Annotated in this window: 19 protein-coding genes and 1 tRNA gene; 11 read left to right on the forward strand and 9 right to left on the reverse strand. The window is 69.6% G+C overall.

Annotated elements, in window-relative coordinates:
* Positions 1 to 29: 29 nt before the first annotated feature.
* The 3 genes from IM787_RS02950 to IM787_RS02960 form a co-directional block, all read right to left on the reverse strand.
* The gene (locus IM787_RS02950) at positions 30 to 371 is read right to left on the reverse strand and encodes a response regulator (protein WP_193675131.1); all 342 of its coding nucleotides are present in this window, start codon (positions 369 to 371) and stop codon (positions 30 to 32) included.
* Positions 372 to 441: 70 nt separating this feature from the next.
* Entirely contained in the window at positions 442 to 654 is a 213-nt protein-coding gene (locus tag IM787_RS02955; RefSeq protein WP_193675132.1) for a hypothetical protein, read from the reverse strand.
* 92 nt (positions 655 to 746) lie between these two features.
* On the reverse strand, positions 747 to 1,058 hold the full coding sequence (locus tag IM787_RS02960) for a hypothetical protein (protein WP_193675133.1): 312 nt from the start codon (positions 1,056 to 1,058) through the stop codon (positions 747 to 749).
* A gap of 245 nt (positions 1,059 to 1,303) precedes the next feature.
* Here IM787_RS02960 and IM787_RS02965 point away from each other — a divergent pair, with 245 nt between their 5' ends.
* Complete coding sequence (locus IM787_RS02965; protein ID WP_193675134.1) at positions 1,304 to 1,516, forward strand: hypothetical protein; 213 nt, start codon at positions 1,304 to 1,306, stop codon at positions 1,514 to 1,516.
* Complete coding sequence (locus IM787_RS02970; protein ID WP_193675135.1) at positions 1,513 to 1,764, forward strand: hypothetical protein; 252 nt, start codon at positions 1,513 to 1,515, stop codon at positions 1,762 to 1,764. The genes IM787_RS02965 and IM787_RS02970 overlap by 4 nt, the downstream gene beginning before the upstream one ends.
* Positions 1,765 to 1,829: 65 nt before the next feature.
* On the opposite strand, the gene IM787_RS02975 is transcribed toward IM787_RS02970, so the two are convergent.
* The 4 genes from IM787_RS02975 to IM787_RS02990 all read right to left on the reverse strand — a co-directional run bounded on the left by IM787_RS02975 (position 1,830) and on the right by IM787_RS02990 (position 5,180).
* Positions 1,830 to 1,906: transfer RNA gene (locus IM787_RS02975), tRNA-Arg, on the reverse strand.
* Positions 1,907 to 1,952: 46 nt separating this feature from the next.
* On the reverse strand, positions 1,953 to 3,134 hold the full coding sequence (locus IM787_RS02980; RefSeq protein WP_193675136.1) for a CaiB/BaiF CoA transferase family protein: 1,182 nt from the start codon (positions 3,132 to 3,134) through the stop codon (positions 1,953 to 1,955).
* Positions 3,134 to 4,303 carry an acyl-CoA dehydrogenase family protein gene (locus IM787_RS02985; RefSeq protein WP_193675137.1) on the reverse strand — a complete coding sequence of 390 codons (1,170 nt, stop codon included), beginning with the start codon at positions 4,301 to 4,303 and terminating at the stop codon, positions 3,134 to 3,136. The genes IM787_RS02980 and IM787_RS02985 overlap by 1 nt, the downstream gene beginning before the upstream one ends.
* 4 nt (positions 4,304 to 4,307) lie before the next feature.
* The gene (locus IM787_RS02990; RefSeq protein ID WP_193675138.1) at positions 4,308 to 5,180 is read right to left on the reverse strand and encodes an HTD2 family dehydratase; all 873 of its coding nucleotides are present in this window, start codon (positions 5,178 to 5,180) and stop codon (positions 4,308 to 4,310) included.
* Positions 5,181 to 5,339: 159 nt separating this feature from the next.
* Here IM787_RS02990 and IM787_RS02995 point away from each other — a divergent pair, with 159 nt between their 5' ends.
* Complete coding sequence (locus tag IM787_RS02995; protein ID WP_193675139.1) at positions 5,340 to 5,621, forward strand: hypothetical protein; 282 nt, start codon at positions 5,340 to 5,342, stop codon at positions 5,619 to 5,621.
* Positions 5,622 to 5,645: 24 nt separating this feature from the next.
* On the opposite strand, the gene IM787_RS03000 is transcribed toward IM787_RS02995, so the two are convergent.
* Together IM787_RS03000 and IM787_RS03005 are read right to left on the reverse strand one after the other, a co-directional pair.
* Positions 5,646 to 6,047 (reverse strand): response regulator, encoded by a 402-nt coding sequence (locus IM787_RS03000; protein ID WP_193675140.1) that lies wholly within the window; start codon positions 6,045 to 6,047, stop codon positions 5,646 to 5,648.
* 161 nt (positions 6,048 to 6,208) lie between these two features.
* Entirely contained in the window at positions 6,209 to 8,164 is a 1,956-nt protein-coding gene (locus IM787_RS03005; protein WP_193675141.1) for a helix-turn-helix domain-containing protein, read from the reverse strand.
* Positions 8,165 to 8,368: 204 nt separating this feature from the next.
* Here IM787_RS03005 and IM787_RS03010 point away from each other — a divergent pair, with 204 nt between their 5' ends.
* From IM787_RS03010 to IM787_RS03045, 8 genes are read left to right on the forward strand one after another with little or no spacing between them, the layout of a single operon-like run.
* Complete coding sequence (locus tag IM787_RS03010; RefSeq protein ID WP_193675142.1) at positions 8,369 to 9,160, forward strand: SDR family oxidoreductase; 792 nt, start codon at positions 8,369 to 8,371, stop codon at positions 9,158 to 9,160.
* A 46-nt stretch (positions 9,161 to 9,206) separates the two neighbouring features.
* Entirely contained in the window at positions 9,207 to 10,442 is a 1,236-nt protein-coding gene (locus IM787_RS03015; protein WP_435531142.1) for a branched-chain amino acid ABC transporter substrate-binding protein, read from the forward strand.
* Between the two features lie 9 nt (positions 10,443 to 10,451).
* Entirely contained in the window at positions 10,452 to 11,393 is a 942-nt protein-coding gene (locus IM787_RS03020; protein ID WP_193675144.1) for a branched-chain amino acid ABC transporter permease, read from the forward strand.
* A gap of 4 nt (positions 11,394 to 11,397) precedes the next feature.
* Positions 11,398 to 12,618, forward strand: a complete 1,221-nt coding sequence (locus IM787_RS03025) for a branched-chain amino acid ABC transporter permease (RefSeq protein WP_354004341.1) — start codon at positions 11,398 to 11,400, stop codon at positions 12,616 to 12,618.
* A complete protein-coding gene (locus tag IM787_RS03030) occupies positions 12,615 to 13,370 on the forward strand; it encodes an ABC transporter ATP-binding protein (RefSeq protein WP_193675145.1) in 756 nt (251 codons plus the stop codon). Before IM787_RS03025 ends, IM787_RS03030 begins: the two co-directional genes overlap by 4 nt.
* A complete protein-coding gene (locus tag IM787_RS03035) occupies positions 13,367 to 14,077 on the forward strand; it encodes an ABC transporter ATP-binding protein (RefSeq protein WP_193675146.1) in 711 nt (236 codons plus the stop codon). Before IM787_RS03030 ends, IM787_RS03035 begins: the two co-directional genes overlap by 4 nt.
* 25 nt (positions 14,078 to 14,102) lie before the next feature.
* Complete coding sequence (gene kce, locus IM787_RS03040) at positions 14,103 to 15,044, forward strand: 3,5-dioxohexanoate:acetyl-CoA acetone transferase (RefSeq protein ID WP_193675147.1); 942 nt, start codon at positions 14,103 to 14,105, stop codon at positions 15,042 to 15,044.
* Positions 15,045 to 15,064: 20 nt separating this feature from the next.
* Positions 15,065 to 15,985 (forward strand): SDR family NAD(P)-dependent oxidoreductase, encoded by a 921-nt coding sequence (locus tag IM787_RS03045; protein ID WP_193675148.1) that lies wholly within the window; start codon positions 15,065 to 15,067, stop codon positions 15,983 to 15,985.
* The last annotated feature ends 90 nt before the right edge of the window (positions 15,986 to 16,075 follow it).

Below are 16,075 nucleotides of genomic sequence, written 5' to 3' on the forward strand. Positions count from 1 at the left end.
GAAACCTCTCCAGCCGCCCGCCCGCGTGGCTAGGCACCCTGCTCCGCCACCCAGCGCACCAGGGCTTCGCTGTCGCTCTTGTCGAAGACGGCATCGGCACCCAGCCTTTCGCAATGCCACCGGATGCCGTCGGTGACGTAGCTGCTGAACACCACGACCTTCTTCGCCGCGGAAGCGGCACGTGGGATCACGCCGAAGCCGGAGCCCTGGTCCAGGACGAGGTCGATGATGGCGACGTCCCAGTCATCCGGGTGCTCGGCCAGCCACGACTTCGCTTCGGCTTCGGTGATGGCCGTGGCGACGATGGCCGAACCGCCGGCTGCGGCGAGGCGTTCCCGCAGCAGCACCTGCATGTCGTGCCGGTCTTCCACCAAAAACACCCGTGCGGCCACACAGCCTCCAACAGCATGCACAAGCTCGTCCCGTCGCGTCCGCGGCGATTCAGCGCGTGCCGATCGTGGCCACCGCCTTGGCGAACACGACGTCGCACAGCAGGCGCAAGGCCCGCACATGCTCCTGGCCGGCGTCGAGCGCCTGTTGCGTGACGGTACCCGCCGCATAGCCGGTCGCCAGCTGCTCGAGCGTGCGCTCCGCTTCCAGGAGAGCCCGGTGCGCTTTGAGCCAGTCCTGCAGCGTTGTTGAATTCGCGACCATCCAGGCACTCTCCGTCAGGCGGCCCGGCGGGGCCGCGCGAGGGATTGTGCACGAGGATGGCGCCCTCGCCGGCAAGGCGCCGGCGAGCCGGGTCAGTTCGTGGTCTTCTTGTTCGGCGCGCCGCCGGTCATGGTGCTGGCCTCGCCCGCGCGGTCCGGCACGTTGGTCGTGGCCGCGGCGCTGCCCTTGGTGGCGGCCTTGCCGCCCTTGGCCGACTTGCCGGCCTTGGTCTTGCCGGACGTGGTGGTGGCGTTGCTCGTCTTGGCGTTCGGCGCGCCGCCCGTCATGGTGCTCGCCTCTCCGGCGCGCTGCGGCGTGTTGGTGGTTTCCGCGGCCTGCTGGGCGTGGGCGGCGCCGGTGGCGAACGCGGCGGCGATGGCGATCTGGATGAGGTTCTTGACCATGCGATGTCTCCGGTGGTGATGTGTCAGCGCTGTTTGCGCAGCCCCCCAGTAGGCGCCTGCCATCGCGGCGAACGGTAGGACCGTGGCGGCTGTCGCGGTAGGAACACGGCCGCAGGTGCCCGGGGTCACGAAGGGGCCCGTCGCAGGGCAGTGCACGCGCAAGCTGCTGTAAATTGCTGCTTCGACCAGCGATCCAGGCAGCCGAGGCCACCCAGACCGCGTTTCTGTACGGAACCGCGCCTGCCATGCTCAACGCCTGCGAAGTCATCGTGCCCGGGATGTACTGGTACTACCAGAGCGTGGGCAGTCCCCCGCGCCTGGTGGAAGTCACGCGCACACCCGAAGGCCTGGTGGCCAATCTCGACGCCACCGATGGAGGGGACGGCCCGGTGCTGCTCGCCCGCCTGGACGGCGCCTTCGAAGGCCCGGTGCGGCCCGCCCAAGGAACGCCGCGGTGAGCCGGGAGTTCGCACCGGACGAACAGTTGCCGGTGTACCGGACGCGCGATGCCGTCGCGACGCTCACCGCCATGCGCGACCTGGTCGCGGACCTCGAGTCCGGGGCGATCGCCGAAGCCCTGTTCCGCGTCGAGCATCACGACGGGACGCGCTTCACCTACCACCTGAGCTATGCGACGCCGGCCCAGCGGAATGCCACCCTGCTCCTGATGCTGACGCTGCGTGCCGAGCTGCAGGGCGCCGCCTGAGGCGCGCCAAAGAACAAGGGCCTACGTCCGTGAAGACGTAAGCCCTTGATTTGACTCGCAAATTTTGGTGCGGCTGGCAGGATTCGAACCCACGACCCCTTGGTTCGTAGCCAAGTACTCTATCCAACTGAGCTACAGCCGCGAAGCCCCGGAGTATAGCAGCACTCGCGGGGGCCTTTCCGGCGCGGCTAGATCGCCCCGGCGGCGCGCAGCCGGTCCAGATCGGCATCGCCCCTTCCGAGTTCGCGCAGGATGGCCTCGGTGTGCTGTCCCACGGCGGGGATCGCGTCCATGCGGTAGTCGAAGCCATCGTGCACGCCCGGCGGCAGCAGGGCCGCCAGCGGTCCGGCCGGCGAAGCGACCTCGGCCACGCGGCCACGGGCCCGCAGCTGCGGGTGGTTCCACAGTTCGCCGACCTCGTTGACGTGCGCGTTGGCGATCTGTGCCTCGTCCAGCCTGGCGATCACCTGCTCGGCGGAAAGCCGGCCGAACGTGGCGAGGATCACGGCCTGCAGTTCGGCCCGATGGGTGTTGCGCTGGCTGTTGGTTGCGAAGCGCGCGTCCGTGGCCAGGTCCGGCTGCAGCAGCACCTTGTCGCAGAACAGCTTCCACTCGCGCTCGTTCTGCAGCCCGAGCATCACGGTCTTGCCGTCGCCGGCGGCGAAGGGACCGTAGGGATAGATCGTCGCGTGCGCGGCACCGCTGCGCGGCGGGGGCGACGCGCCGCCATAAGCGTAGTACATGGGGAAACCCATCCACTCGCCCAGCGCTTCCAGCATGGAGACGTCGACGTGCGAGCCGCGGCCGGTCTTCTGCCGCTGCAGCAGCGCGGCGAGGATGCTCGAATAGGCGTACATGCCGGCGGCGATGTCGGCGATGGAGATGCCGGCCTTGCTCGGTTCCTGCGGCGTGCCGGTCACGGAAAGCAGCCCCGCCTCGCTCTGGATCAGCAGGTCGTAGGCCTTCTTGTCGCGATAGGGCCCGTCGTTGCCATAGCCGGAGATGTCGCACACCACCAGCTTCGGGTGCCGCGCGGAGAGTTGGGCATACCCGAGACCCATGCGCTCCGCCGCGCCCGGCGCGAGGTTCTGCACCAGCACGTCCGCCCGCGCCACCAGGTCCTGCAGGACCTGCATCGCCTCCGGGTTCTTCAGGTCGAGCGTGAGGCTCTCCTTGGAGCGGTTCACCCAGACGAAGTGCGAGGCCAGGCCTTGGGCACGCTCGTCGTACGCGCGCGCGAAGTCCCCGCTGCCGGGCCGCTCCACCTTGATCACGCGCGCGCCCAGGTCGGCGAGCTGGCGCGTGCAGAACGGCGCCGCGATCGCATGCTCGATGGAGACGACGGTGACGCCGTCGAGGGGCCGTCCCATCAGAAGGACCTCGGCAGCCCGAGCAGGTGCTCGGCCACGTACGAGTAGACGAGGTTCGTCGAGATCGGCGCGACCTGGTACAGGCGCGTCTCGCGGAACTTGCGCTCCACGTCGTATTCGTGCGCGAAGCCGAACCCGCCGTGGGTCTGCAGGCACACGTTGGCCGCTTCCCACGAGGCCTTGGCCGCGAGGTACTTGGCCATGTTGGCCTCGCCGCCGCACGGCTGGCCGGCGTCGAACAGCGCGCAGGCCTTGAAGCGCATCAGGTTCGCGGCCTCCGTCTCGATGTAGGCGTCGGCGATGGGGAACTGCACGCCCTGGTTCTGCCCGATCGGCCGGTTGAAGACCACGCGGTCGGTGGCGTAGCGGCGCGCCTTGTCGACGAACCAGTAGGCGTCGCCGATGCATTCGGCGGCGATCAGCGTGCGCTCCGCGTTCAGGCCAGTGAGGATGTAGCGGAAGCCCTGCCCTTCCTCGCCGATCAGGTTCTCCACCGGGATCTCGAGGTTGTCGAAGAACACCTCGTTCGTCTCGTGGTTCACCATGTTCCCGATCGGCCGCACCGTCATGCCGCGGCCGATGGCCTGGTGCAGGTCGACCAGGAAGATGCTCATGCCTTCGCTCTTGCGCCTGACCTCGGCCAGCGGCGTGGTGCGCGCCAGCAGGATCATCAGGTCGGAATGCTGGATGCGCGAGATCCACACCTTCTGCCCGTTGACGACGTAGCGGTCGCCCCTGCGGACCGCGGTGGTCTTGAGCTGCGTGGTGTCCGTGCCCGTGGTGGGCTCCGTCACCGCCATCGACTGCAGGCGCAGCTTGCCGCTGGCGATGCCGGGCAGGTATTGCTGCTTCTGCTGCGCCGAACCGTGGTGCAGCAGCGTGTTCATGTTGTACATCTGGCCGTGCAGCCCGCCCGCGTTGCCGCCGGAGAAGTTGATCTCCTCCACGATGACCGACGCCTCGGCCAGCCCGAGGCCGGAGCCGCCGTACTCCGCGGGGATCAGCGCCGCCATCCAGCCGGCTTCGGTGAGGGCGTCGACGAAGGCTTCGGGGTAGCCGCGCTCGCGGTCGACCTTCTGCCAGTAAGCAGGGTCGAAGCGGCCGCACAGCGCGCGCAAGGCTTCGCGCATTTCCTGGTGGGCATCGGGGGTGGGAATCTGCGTCTTCATGGGGTCAACCGAAGGTGGCTTCCGCCTGCATCGTGAGCCAGCCCTCGTGGTCCTGCGCCCAGAGGCGCGCGCTGCGGCCGTCGGCCGCGGGTTCACCGTGGACGCGGAAGGGATGCAGGTCGAAGGTGGGGCGCACGGCCTTGAACGAGAAGCTGCGCAAGGGCGCGGAAGTGTGGCGGCGTGCCAGGTCGACCAGCAGCGTGGCGATCAGCGGGCCGTGGACGACCAGGCCCGGATAGCCCTCGACCTCCGTCACGTAGCGCCGGTCGTAGTGGATCCGGTGCCCATTGAACGTGAGCGCGGAATATCGGAACAGCAGCACGTCGTCCGGGACGATCTCGCGCGACCAGGTGCCCGGCACCGGTGCCGCCTGCGGCGGCGGCACCGGGTCCCCCGGGCGGGCGGCGGCGCGGTAGACGATGTCGTGCTCCTCGGTGAGCGCGACGCCCTGCGTGTTGGAGATCTCGTGTTTCACCAGCACGAACACCAGGTCGCCCGTGCGGCCGCTCTTGTGCGTGACGGAGGCGATGGTGGACGTGCGCCGGATCGCGTCGCCGACGCGCAGCCGCGCATGCCATTGCAGGCGACCTCCCGCCCACATGCGGCGCGGCAGCGGCACCGGCGGCAGGAACCCGCCGCGCCTGGCGTGGCCGTCGGGCCCGAGCTCGCTCTGCCGGTGGCCGGGCAGGAAATAGATCCAGTGCCAGAGCGGCGGGAGCGCGGTGCCGGCCGTGGGCAGGGGATCGTCGCGGTCCAGCGTCGCGGACAGGTTGCGCACGGGCGCGGCGGTCACCTCGTCGTGCAGCGTCTCGCTGCGGCCTTGCCAGCTGCGCAACGTGTCCAGCAGCTCGGGCGTGAGGTCGGTGGGATCGGGCATGGCACGATTAAACCAGCGCCGGCGCTGCTGTCCGCCGCGAACCCGGGAGGCCACGCTTACGGCCACGGCTTAGGGCGGTTACGCAAAAGCGGCGATGACGGCGCGGATGACAGGCGTAACAATAAGACACGACCTTCCGTCGACTGTTTCCGCCGGATCATGTTCTCTGTCTACCTGCATTCCCGCCATTGCGACTTCGCGGAAACGACACGCGTGCCCGAGGCCGCCTACCTGGGACGGCGCATCCGCCGGTCCACCCTGAAACTGGCAGCTTGCGGCTGCGACCGACCCGTGCTGGCGCGGATCACCCGCGCTTTCTGGATGCGGTTCGTGCCCCGTTTCCGCCACTATCTTTGCCGCGGTTGCGGAGACCGCGTCTTCCGCCCGAAGGTCCGGCCGCGCAGCGGCTATCCCTCGGTCTACCTGCCCGCGTCACGCTGAACGCGGCACCTCGCCACGCCGCGTTCACGACGTCTGGCGGCTGCCGGCGAACTCCTCGATGAAGTCGGCGAGCTGCCGGCTTTCCGCCTTGTGGAAGACGGCATCCGCGCCGAGGGTGCGGCAATGGCGGCGGATCACGTCCGTCACGAAGGCGCTGAACACGACCAGCGTGCCGCACTCCGGCCCCTGCTTCAGCCTGCGCACGATGCTGAAGCCGTCGCCCTGTTCGAGCGTGAGGTCGACGATCGCCAGGTCCCAGCCGCCGGTGTGGGCCTGCACCCAGCCGATCGCCGCTTCTTCCGAGGCCGCCACCCCGACGACCTCCGCGTCGGTGACGGAGCACACCAGGTCCTGGAGCGCGGCGCGCATGTTGACGGCGTCCTCGACGAGGAACACCCGCAGCGGAGTCGGCGCATCGCTTTGCATGGTCTGGGACTGGGCGCGTCGAAGGGAACTGGCAGGCCATTTGGCGCGCGGACGTCCAGGCTCTGCTGTACGCATGTTCCTACGCCCATGTAGGCGTGAAGGCGATGCGCCAAGTAGTTCACGCGAGTGCGTCCACGCCGAAACCTATGGTCTTACATGGATCACCGCAGGGCGGTGCGCAGGCTCCAGAGCCGCAAGGCCACGTGGATCTCGAGGGCGCGGACCGCATCGTTCCAGTCACCCAGCAGGCCCTCGATCGTCGCGAGCCTTTGCCGCACCGTGTTGACGTGGATGTCCAGCCGGCGGGCGGCGTCCTTCGCGTTCTGGTTGCAGTCGAAATAGCACAGGAGCGTCGCCGCGAGTTCCGAGTTGCGCTTGTGGTCGTGCGTGAGCAGCGCGCCGATGGTGGCGTCCAGGAAGGCCGCCAGCCCCGCCTGGTCCTGCGTCTCGAACAGCGTGGCGTACAGCGTCATCTCGGCCTGGGTCACGAGGCGCCCCTGCACGCCCATGCGCGCCAGCACGGGCAAGGCGCGGCGCAGCGCCAGGTAGGCGGCCGGCAGGTCCGTCGCCTGCGCGAGCGGGCGCGACAGGATGCCGCGGCAGCCGCCTTCGCCGCCCGCTTCCGCCAGGGCCCGGCGCACCTCCGCCGCGCGCGAGGCAGGACACAGGAGGGTCAGCACGCCGTCGATGTCGTCGAACACGGCACCGGCGGCGAGCTTGCCGGCCCGCAGGCGGCGCGCCGCGTGGCCGGCCTCCAAGTCGTCCCATTCCACCAGCACCAGCTGGCTGGGCTGCGTGAGGTCCACGCCGAAACCCTGCGCGCGCTCGCACAGCAACCGCAGGTCGTCTTGGCGCGGGGACACCAGGCCGCGCAGCAGCGCCGACAGGTCGCGCCGATGCGAAGCTTCCATGCGCTCGCGCGAGAGCAGCACGATGCCGATGAAGGTGCTGCTGCGCTCCAGGTTGCGGATCGCCATCGCGTCCAGGTCGCCCGGCGCGAAGAACAGCACCGAACCGAGCACGTCGTTGCCGCCGATCACGGCATTGACGCGGCAGGTCTCGCCGGCCTCTTGGTACGCGACCACCGAACGTCCCAGCTGGCGGCTCTGGCGCGCGGCCTGCGCCAGCGCGGCACTGTGGCGACCGTTGGGCGCGTACGTGGCGGCCCCGCACCCCGCATATTCCGCGGCCGTGCCCTGGCTGATGACCTGCGCGGCTTCATCGAGCACCAGGACGCTGCCGCCCATCAGCGCCGCGATCGCCTGGCACAGGTCGGACAGGGAAGCGCCGCGCGCCAGCAGCGACGTCATCTGCTCGTGCGCTTCGGCCGCGCGCTGCACGCTGCGCGCATGGCGCTCCAGTTCCGCCCGCGCCGCTTCGGCGCTGGCCAGCGCCGCCTTCGCCTGCTCGAAAGCCATCGCGTTCTTCACGGCGACGGCGGCGTGCGTAGCCAGCGTGCTCAGGATGGAGATGCTCTGCGCCGTGTGCGTGCGGTGGTAGCGGTCGGCGACGAACAGCAGGCCGATCACCTCGTCCTCCCACAGCAGCGGCACGCCGGCGACGGCGGCGATGCCTTCGTCGCGGAAGCTCGCGTCCAGCGCCTCGTCGTGCGGGAAGCGCTTGTCGTGCAGGTAGTCCGGCGTGGTGAACGGAAGCCGGGTCTCGACCACCACGCTCACGATGCCCAGGCCGCGGCCCGCGACCATGTGGCCGGTGCTCTGCGCCAGCGCCCCGTCGGCGGCCACGACATGGAAGGCGCCGAGCGCGGCGTCGTAGGTGGAGAGCCAGGCCACCTGCGAACCGAGCAGCTTGCGCGAACGCGAGACCACGGCGTGCAGCAGTTCGTCGAGGTTCAGCCGGCTGGAGAGGTCGCGCGCCGACTCGATCACGGCGAGCATGCCGCTTTCGCGCTGCTGCCACACCTCCAGCCGGTTGCGCACCGCCATGCCCATGCGGATGCGTTCGGCGAGCCCCGCCTTGGCGGGAAGGTCGTCCGGCAGTTCGCCGGCCTGCGCCAGCAGGGCCGCGAATTCCTCGGGCGACGCGCCCTGGTGCAACAGGTCGACCAGCTCGCGGAGCATCGCTTCCGCCACGTCCGCCTCGACGACGCCTGCCATGCCTGTCTCCTTCCAACGTCCACGTTTGCCAGGGCCGCAGGCTAGCAGAGGGCACCGCCCGCGCCCTCGTGGTTCGCCCTCGAAACCGCCGCGGGCACGCCCACCGCAAGGGTTTTCCCGCGGTCATCCGTGCACATAAGCCACCCGGCCGCGATGTGCGCGCGACACATTTTTTTCGCGCCTGCGCTCCACGACAGTCTGCGCATGCCCATCGTCGATTCCCTCCGGCCCGCCCCCGGCCTGCGCGTCCTGGTCACCGCCGGCGCCAGCGGCATCGGTGCCGCCATCGCCCGCGCCTACTGCGACGCCGGCGCCCAGGTGCACGTCTGCGACATCGACCGCTACGCGCTCGACCGCCTGGTCACGGAAAAGCCCGGCATCACCTCCAGCATGGCCGACGTCGCCATCGAGAAGGACGTCGACCTGGTCTTCGACGACGTCCTCGGCACCCTCGGCGGGCTGGACGTCCTGGTGAACAACGCCGGCATCGCGGGCCCCACCGGCGCCATCGAGAGCCTGGATGCGAGCCACTGGGAACGCACCATCGCCGTCAACCTGCACAGCCAGTTCCTGTTCGCGCGGCGCGCGGTGCCGCTGCTGAAGCAGTCGCGCGCCAACCCCTGCGTGATCGCCATGAGCTCGGTGGCCGGCCGCCTCGGCTACGCCTACCGCACGCCGTATGCCGTCACCAAGTGGGCGATCGTCGGCCTGGTGAAGTCGCTCGCCATCGAGCTCGGGCCCGCCGGCGTGCGCGCCAACGCGATCCTGCCCGGCACCGTCGAAGGCGAGCGCATGAACGGCGTGATCTCCGCGCGCGCCGCGGCGCTGGGCATCGGCGTCGACGCCATGCGCGAGGAGTACCTGCAGAAGATCTCCCTGCGCCGCATGGTCACCGCCGACGACGTCGCGGCCATGGCGCTGTACCTGAGTTCCCCTGCCGCCTGCAACGTGACCGGGCAGGCCGTCAGCGTGGACGGCAATGTCGAATACCTCTGAGAAGCGCAACGCGCCCCTTCCTTCAACCCCTGGAGACACCATGAACATGCACCGCCCCTTCCGCGTGGCCGCCGTCGCGGCCGCCTGCCTCGCCTCCGGCCTCGCATCGGCGCAGGTCAAGATCGCCGTCGTCGAGACCCTGTCCGGCCCGAACGCGGCCTCGGGCCTGATGTACCGGCAATCGGCGCGCTACGCCGTGGACCGCATCAACGCGGAAGGCGGCTGGAACGGCCAGCCGGTGCAATTGCTGGAGTACGACAACCAGGGCGGGCCGGCCGGCGCGGCCGACAAGCTGAAGGCGGCCATCGCCGACGGCGTGCACGTCGTGGTGCAGGGCGCCTCGTCCGCGGTGGGCGGCCAGATCACCGAGGACGTGCGCAAGCACAACCTGCGCAACCCGGGCAAGGAGATCGTCTACCTGAACGTCGGTGCCGAGGCGCTGGAACTCACCGGCGACAAGTGCCACTTCCACCATTTCCGCGTGGCCGGCAATCCGCAGGTGCGCGTGAAGGCGCTGGTGCTGGCGATGAAGCAGGCCAACGCGCTGGGCAACAAGGTCTATTCGATCAACCAGAACTACTCCTGGGGCCAGGACATGGAGAAGTCCATCGTCGAAAGCGCCGGCCTCGGCGGCTACGAGGTGGTCGAGAAGACGCTGCACGACACCAACAAGATCCAGGACTTCTCGCCCTACGTCGCCAAGATCGCCGCGACCAAGGCCGAGACGGTGATGACGGGCAACTGGTCCAACGACCTGCTGCTGCTGATGAAGGCCACCAAGGCCGCCGGCCTGAAGGCGCGCTTCGGCACCACCTTCCTCGACCAGCCGGGCAACATCGCCAACGCCGGCGACCTGGCCGTGGGCCACTTCGTCGCGCATCCCTTCAACGCCGAAGCCGGCGGCGCCGAGGGCGAGCGCTTCGTCAACGACTACAAGGCGAAGATGGGCCGCGCGCCGGTCGCGACCGATCCGCAGACGGTGTTCGGCCTCATGATGGTCGGCGACGCGCTCAAGCGCACCCCGGCGCAGGGCGGCGCGCTCAACGTCAACGCCTTCGCCCGCGCCATGGAAACCGCGAAGATCCGCACGCCCCTGGGCGAGATCAGCATGCGCGCGGCCGACCACCAGGCGCTGCTGCCGATCGTGGTGTCCACCGTGTCCAAGGACGCCAGGTACAAGGTGGACGAGACCGACATGGGCTTCAAGCCGGTGAAGGTGTTCAGCGCCGCCGAGGCCGCGGTGCCGCCGCAGGCCAGCTGCAAGATGCAACGCCCGTCCTGACGCGCGCGCATGGAGACGTTCCTCGTTTCACTGCTGAACGGCGTCATCTACGGGCTGCTGCTGTTCATGGTGTCCGCCGGGCTGACGCTGATCTTCGGGATGATGGGCGTCCTCAACTTCGCGCACGCCTCGTTCTACATGCTGGGCGCGTACTTCGCGTATGCGCTGAACCCGGTGCTCGGCTTCTGGGGCGCGCTGGCGGCGGCGCCGCTGCTGGTGGGCTTCGTCGGCGTGGTGGTGGAGCGCTGGTTCCTGCGCCGGGTGCACCACCATGGCCACGCGCACGAGCTGCTGCTGACGTTCGGGCTGGCCTTCATCATCGCGGAGGTCATCAAGCTGTTCTTCGGCAACTACCCGGTCGACTACCGCGTGCCGAAGATGCTGGACTTCGCGGCCTTCCGCATCGGCAGCGCCGACTACCCGTTCTACCGCGTGCTGATGGGCGGCGTCGCGCTGGCGATGTTCGGCCTGATCCACCTGCTGCTCACGCGCACCCGCGCCGGCATCATCGTGCGCTCCGCCATCTACAAGCCCCGCATGGTCGAGGCGCTGGGCCACAACGTGCCGGTGGTGTTCATGGGCGTGTTCGGCGTCGGCGCCGCGCTCGCGGGGCTGGCCGGTGCGGTGGCCGGCGCGTTCTACACGACCAGCCCGAACATGGCGCTGGAACTCGGCGTCATGGTGTTCGTGGTCGTCGTGGTCGGCGGGCTGGGCTCGCTCGGAGGCGCCATGCTGGCCTCGCTGCTGATCGGCGTGATCACCTCCATGGCCGTCGCCGTCGACGCGACGCTGGCGGACTTCTTCGCGCTGTTCGGCGGCCGCGCCTGGGCCGAAGGCATCGGCGGCCTGCTGTCCCTCAAGGTGTCGAGCCTCGCCGCGACCATCCCCTTCGCCCTGATGTTGCTGATCCTGCTCGTGCGCCCCAGCGGCCTGCTGGGCGAAAAGGCCTGAACCCGTGAACCGACGATCCCTCTCCACGGCCCTCGGGCTGGGCGTGCTGCTGCTGGTGGCGCTGCCCTTCCTCCTCTCTCAGGGCCTGCTGAACGCGGCGATCCAGATGCTGATCGCCGCCCTCTTCGCCTGCGCGTACAACGTGCTGTGCGGCCAGGCCGGCATGCTGTCCTTCGGCCATGCCGCGTACTTCGGGGTCGGCGCGTTCGCGACGATCCACGCCATGAACGCGTTCGCGGGCACGGGCCTGCTGCCCACGCCGCTGCTGCCACTGGCCGGCGCGGCGGCCGGGCTGGTCATCGGCGCCATCGCGGGCTGGTTCGCGACGCAGCGCACCGGCACCTACTTCGCGATGATCACGCTGGCGATCGCCGAACTGCTGCACTCGCTGGCGCCGCACCTGAAGTCGCTGTTCGGCGGCGAGGCGGGCGTGTCCGGCATGCGGATGCCGTCGCTCGGCGTCACGTTCGGCTCGACGACGCAGGTGTACTACCTGGTGCTCGCCTGGGTGCTCGCCTGCCTCGCGCTGCTGTACTTCTTCACCCGCACGCCGCTCGGCCGGCTGGCCTTGGGCCTGCGCGAGAACAGCCACCGGCTGGCCTTCCTCGGCTACGACGTGCACAAGCTGGGCGTGATGGTGTTCGCGATCTCGGCGATGTTCTCCGGCATCGCCGGCGGGCTGCAGGTCCTCAACAACGAGGCCGCCAACTACGTGGTGTTCGATGCGGCGGTCTCGGCCGCCGTGGTGCTGAACACCTACATCGGCGGCACCAAGGTGTTCCTCGGCCCGGCACTGGGCGCCGCGCTGATGACCTTCTTCGGCTACGCGGTGTCGGACCTCACCCGTTCCTGGCTGCTGTACCAGGGCGTGCTGTTCGTGCTGGTGATGATGTTCATGCCCGACGGCCTGGCCGGCCTGGCGACGAAGGCCGCCGCATTGCGGCGCCGGCATGGTGGCGCGGCGCTGCTGCCGGTCCTGCTGGTGGCGTTGGCCGCGGGCGCCGCATGTTCGGCCGGCGTGGCCGGCATCGTGGAGTCGCTGCACCGCACCTTCTCGCCGGACGGCCGTGCACCCGTGCCGCCGCTCGCCTGGGCCGGCGCCATCGCGCTCTTGGCCGCCGGTGCCGCGCTGGTCTGGACGGTCCGCCGGCTGCTCGCGCGCCTGGAAGGCCGCGCCGATCGCCCGGCGGCCGCGCTGCCCGCCGCCGAAGGGGAGCCGGCATGACCCAGGGCATCCTTTCGCTGCGCGGCCTGCGCAAGTCCTTCGGGGACACCGAGATCATCCGCGGCGTCGACCTGGACCTGGTGCCCGGCGAGCGCCATGCGCTGATCGGCCCGAACGGCGCCGGCAAGTCGACGGTGTTCCACCTCGTCTCCGGCCACCTGAAGCCCAGTGGCGGCAACGTGGTGTTCGACGGCCGTGACATCACCGGGCAGTCGCCGCAGGCCATCAACCGGCAGGGGCTGGCGCGGTCCTTCCAGATCACCAACATCTTCCCGAAGCTCACGGTGTTCGAGAACCTGCGCCTCGCGGTGATGCGGCCCCACGGCCTGCAGTACAACGTCTGGAGCCTGGTCGACCGGCATCCCCGGGCCCGCGAAGGCGCGGAGCGCCTGCTGGAACAGGTGCGGCTGCAGCATCGCGCGCAGACGATCGCCGGCGAGATGTCGTACTCGGAGCAGCGCTCGCTGGAGATCGCGATGACGCTCGCCTCCGACCCGAAGGTGATCCTGCTCGACGAGCCCATGGCCGGCATGTCGAACGAGGAGACCGCCTACACCGCCGACCTGATCCGCGAAGCCTGCCGTGGCCGCACGCTGCTGATCGTGGAGCACGACATGAAGGTCGTGTTCGCCCTGGGGGACCGCATCAGCGTGCTGGTCTACGGCCAGGTCATCGCCACCGGGACGCCCCAGGAGATCCGCGGCAACGCCGCCGTGCGCGAGGCCTACCTGGGCGAGGAGGTGGCCGCATGAGCGCCCTTCTTTCCGTGCGCGACGTGCACGCGCACTATGGCAAGAGCCACATCTTGCACGGGGTCGACCTGCAGGTGGGCGCCAACGAGGTGGTGAGCCTGCTCGGTCGCAACGGTTCGGGCCGCTCCACCACCATGAAGGCGATCATGGGCCTGGTCCCGCCCACGCGCGGCAGCATCCGCCTGCGCGAGCGCGAGCTGGCCGGCGCCCGTCCCTACGCCATCTGCCGCGCCGGCATCGCCTACGTGCCGGAGGAGCGCGAGGTGTTCGCCAACCTCACCGTCGACGAGAACCTGCGCATGGGCGAGCAGCCGGCCGTGGCGGGCGCCACGCAGTGGACGGCGGAGCAGATGTTCGACTACTTCCCCCGGCTGAAGGAGCGGCGCAACACGCGCGCCGGCAGCCTGTCGGGCGGCGAGCAGCAGATGCTGACCATCTGCCGCTCCCTGCTGGGCAACCCCCTGGTGATGCTGGTCGACGAGCCGACCGAGGGTCTGGCGCCCAAGATCGTCGCCGCGGTGGCCGACTGCATCCGCGACATGCACCGGCGCGGCGTCTCCGTGGTGCTGGTGGAGCAGAAGCTGGCCATTGCGCTCAAGGTTTCCACGCGCGTCTGCGTGATGGGCCACGGCCAGATCGTCTTCGAGGGCACGCCGCAGCAGCTGGCCGCCGACGAGCAGCTGCAGGCCGAGTGGCTCGCCGTCTGAAACCGATCCACGAGAAGGAACTCTCATGAGCAAGCCCGCCGACAAGGTGATCATCAGCTGCGCCGTGACCGGCTCGGTGCACACGCCCGCGATGTCGCCCTACCTGCCGCTGACGCCGGACGACATCGCGCAGCAGGCGATCGAAGCCGCTGAAGCCGGCGCCGCCATCCTGCACCTGCACGCGCGCGACCCCGCCGACGGCCGGCCCACGCCGGACCCGCGCGTCTTCGACCGCTTCGTGCCGCGCATCCGCGACGCGACCGACGCCGTCATCAACATCACCACCGGCGGCAGCACGCGCATGACGCTGGAGGAGCGGCTGGCCTATCCGCTGCGGGCCAGGCCCGAGATGTGCTCGCTGAACATGGGCTCGATGAACTTCTCCATCCATCCCGCCGCGCGCAAGATCAAGGAGTGGAAGTACGACTGGGAGAAGCCCTACGTCGAGGGCATGGAGGACCTGATCTTCCGCAACACCTTCCGCGACATCAAGCAGGTGCTGAAGGTGCTGGGCGACGACTGCGGCACGCGCTTCGAGTTCGAGTGCTACGACCTCGGCCACCTCTACAACCTGGCGCACTTCGTGGACGAAGGCCTGGTGAAGGGGCCGCTGTTCATCCAGTCGATCTTCGGGATCCTCGGCGGCATGGGCCCCGACCCGGAGAACCTGGTCGTGATGCGCACGACGGCCGACCGGCTGTTCGGCCGCGACAACTACCGCTTCTCCGTGCTCGGCGCCGGGCGCCACCAGATGCCGCTGCTCACGATGGCCGCCGTCATGGGCGGCAACGTGCGCGTGGGCCTGGAGGACAGCCTCTATCTGGGCAAGGGCCAGCTGGCGAAGTCCTGCGCGGAGCAGGTGCGCAAGATCCGCCGCATCCTCGAGGAGCTCTCGCTGGAAGTGGCGACACCCGACGAGGCGCGCGCGATGCTGGGCCTCAAGGGCCGCGACGCCGTGACGATCTGAACCAAGGAAGAAAGGGAACCATGAGGAAGTTGTTGCAGGACAGGGTGGCGATCGTCACGGGCGCCGGCGGCGGGCTGGGCCGCGCGCACGCGCTGGAACTGGCGCGGCACGGCGCGCGCCTGGTGTTGAACGACCTGGGCGGCGAACAGGAAGGTTCGTCCTTGCAGAAGGTCGCCGAGGAGATCCGGCGCGCCGGCGGCGAGGCCATCGTCGACGGCGGCGACGTGCGCGACTTCGCGCGGATGCAGGCGATGGCCGGCAAGGCGCTGGCGCGGTGGCAGCGGATCGACATCCTGGTGAACAACGCCGGCATCCTGCGCGACAAGTCGTTCGCCAAGATGGACCTGGACGACTTCCGGCTGGTGCTCGACGTCCACGTGATGGGCGCGGCGAACTGCACGAAAGCGGTGTGGGACACCATGCGCGCGCAGAAGCACGGCCGCATCGTGATGACGACGTCGTCGTCCGGCCTCTACGGCAACTTCGGCCAGGCCAACTACGGCGCCGCCAAGATGGCGTTGGTCGGGATGATGCAGACGCTGTCGCTGGAAGGCGAGAAGCACGGCATCCGCGTCAACTGCCTGGCACCCAGCGCCGCCACCGGCATGACGCAGGGCATCCTGCCCGAGCACGCGCTGGCCGGCCTGCGGCCCGAGAAGGTCAGTCCCGGCCTGGTCGCGCTGGTGGGCGACGACGCGCCCACGCGAATGATCCTGCTGGCCGGCGCCGGCAGCTACGAGTGCGCGCACGTGACGATGACGCGCGGCATCCATGCCGACGGCGCGGACGCGGCCGAGCAGGTTTGCCGCCGACTGGACGAGATCCGCGACCGGCGCGGCGAAAGCGTGCCGGGCTCCGGCTGGGAGCAGTATCAGCTCGAGCTTTCCAAGGCCGGGCTGGGCATGGACGACGCGCACACACAGGTGCTCGCGCCGGTGTGAAAGGGTGACATTGGTGGGCGCCGTGCGCGCCGCGAGACTGGTGCCGGGCCGGCCATGCATGGCCCGGCGTCGTGAAGAACCACAGGAGAC

This window comes from Ramlibacter pallidus (genome assembly GCF_015070875.1).
GTDB classification, from domain to species: Bacteria; Pseudomonadota; Gammaproteobacteria; order Burkholderiales; family Burkholderiaceae_C; genus Ramlibacter; species Ramlibacter pallidus.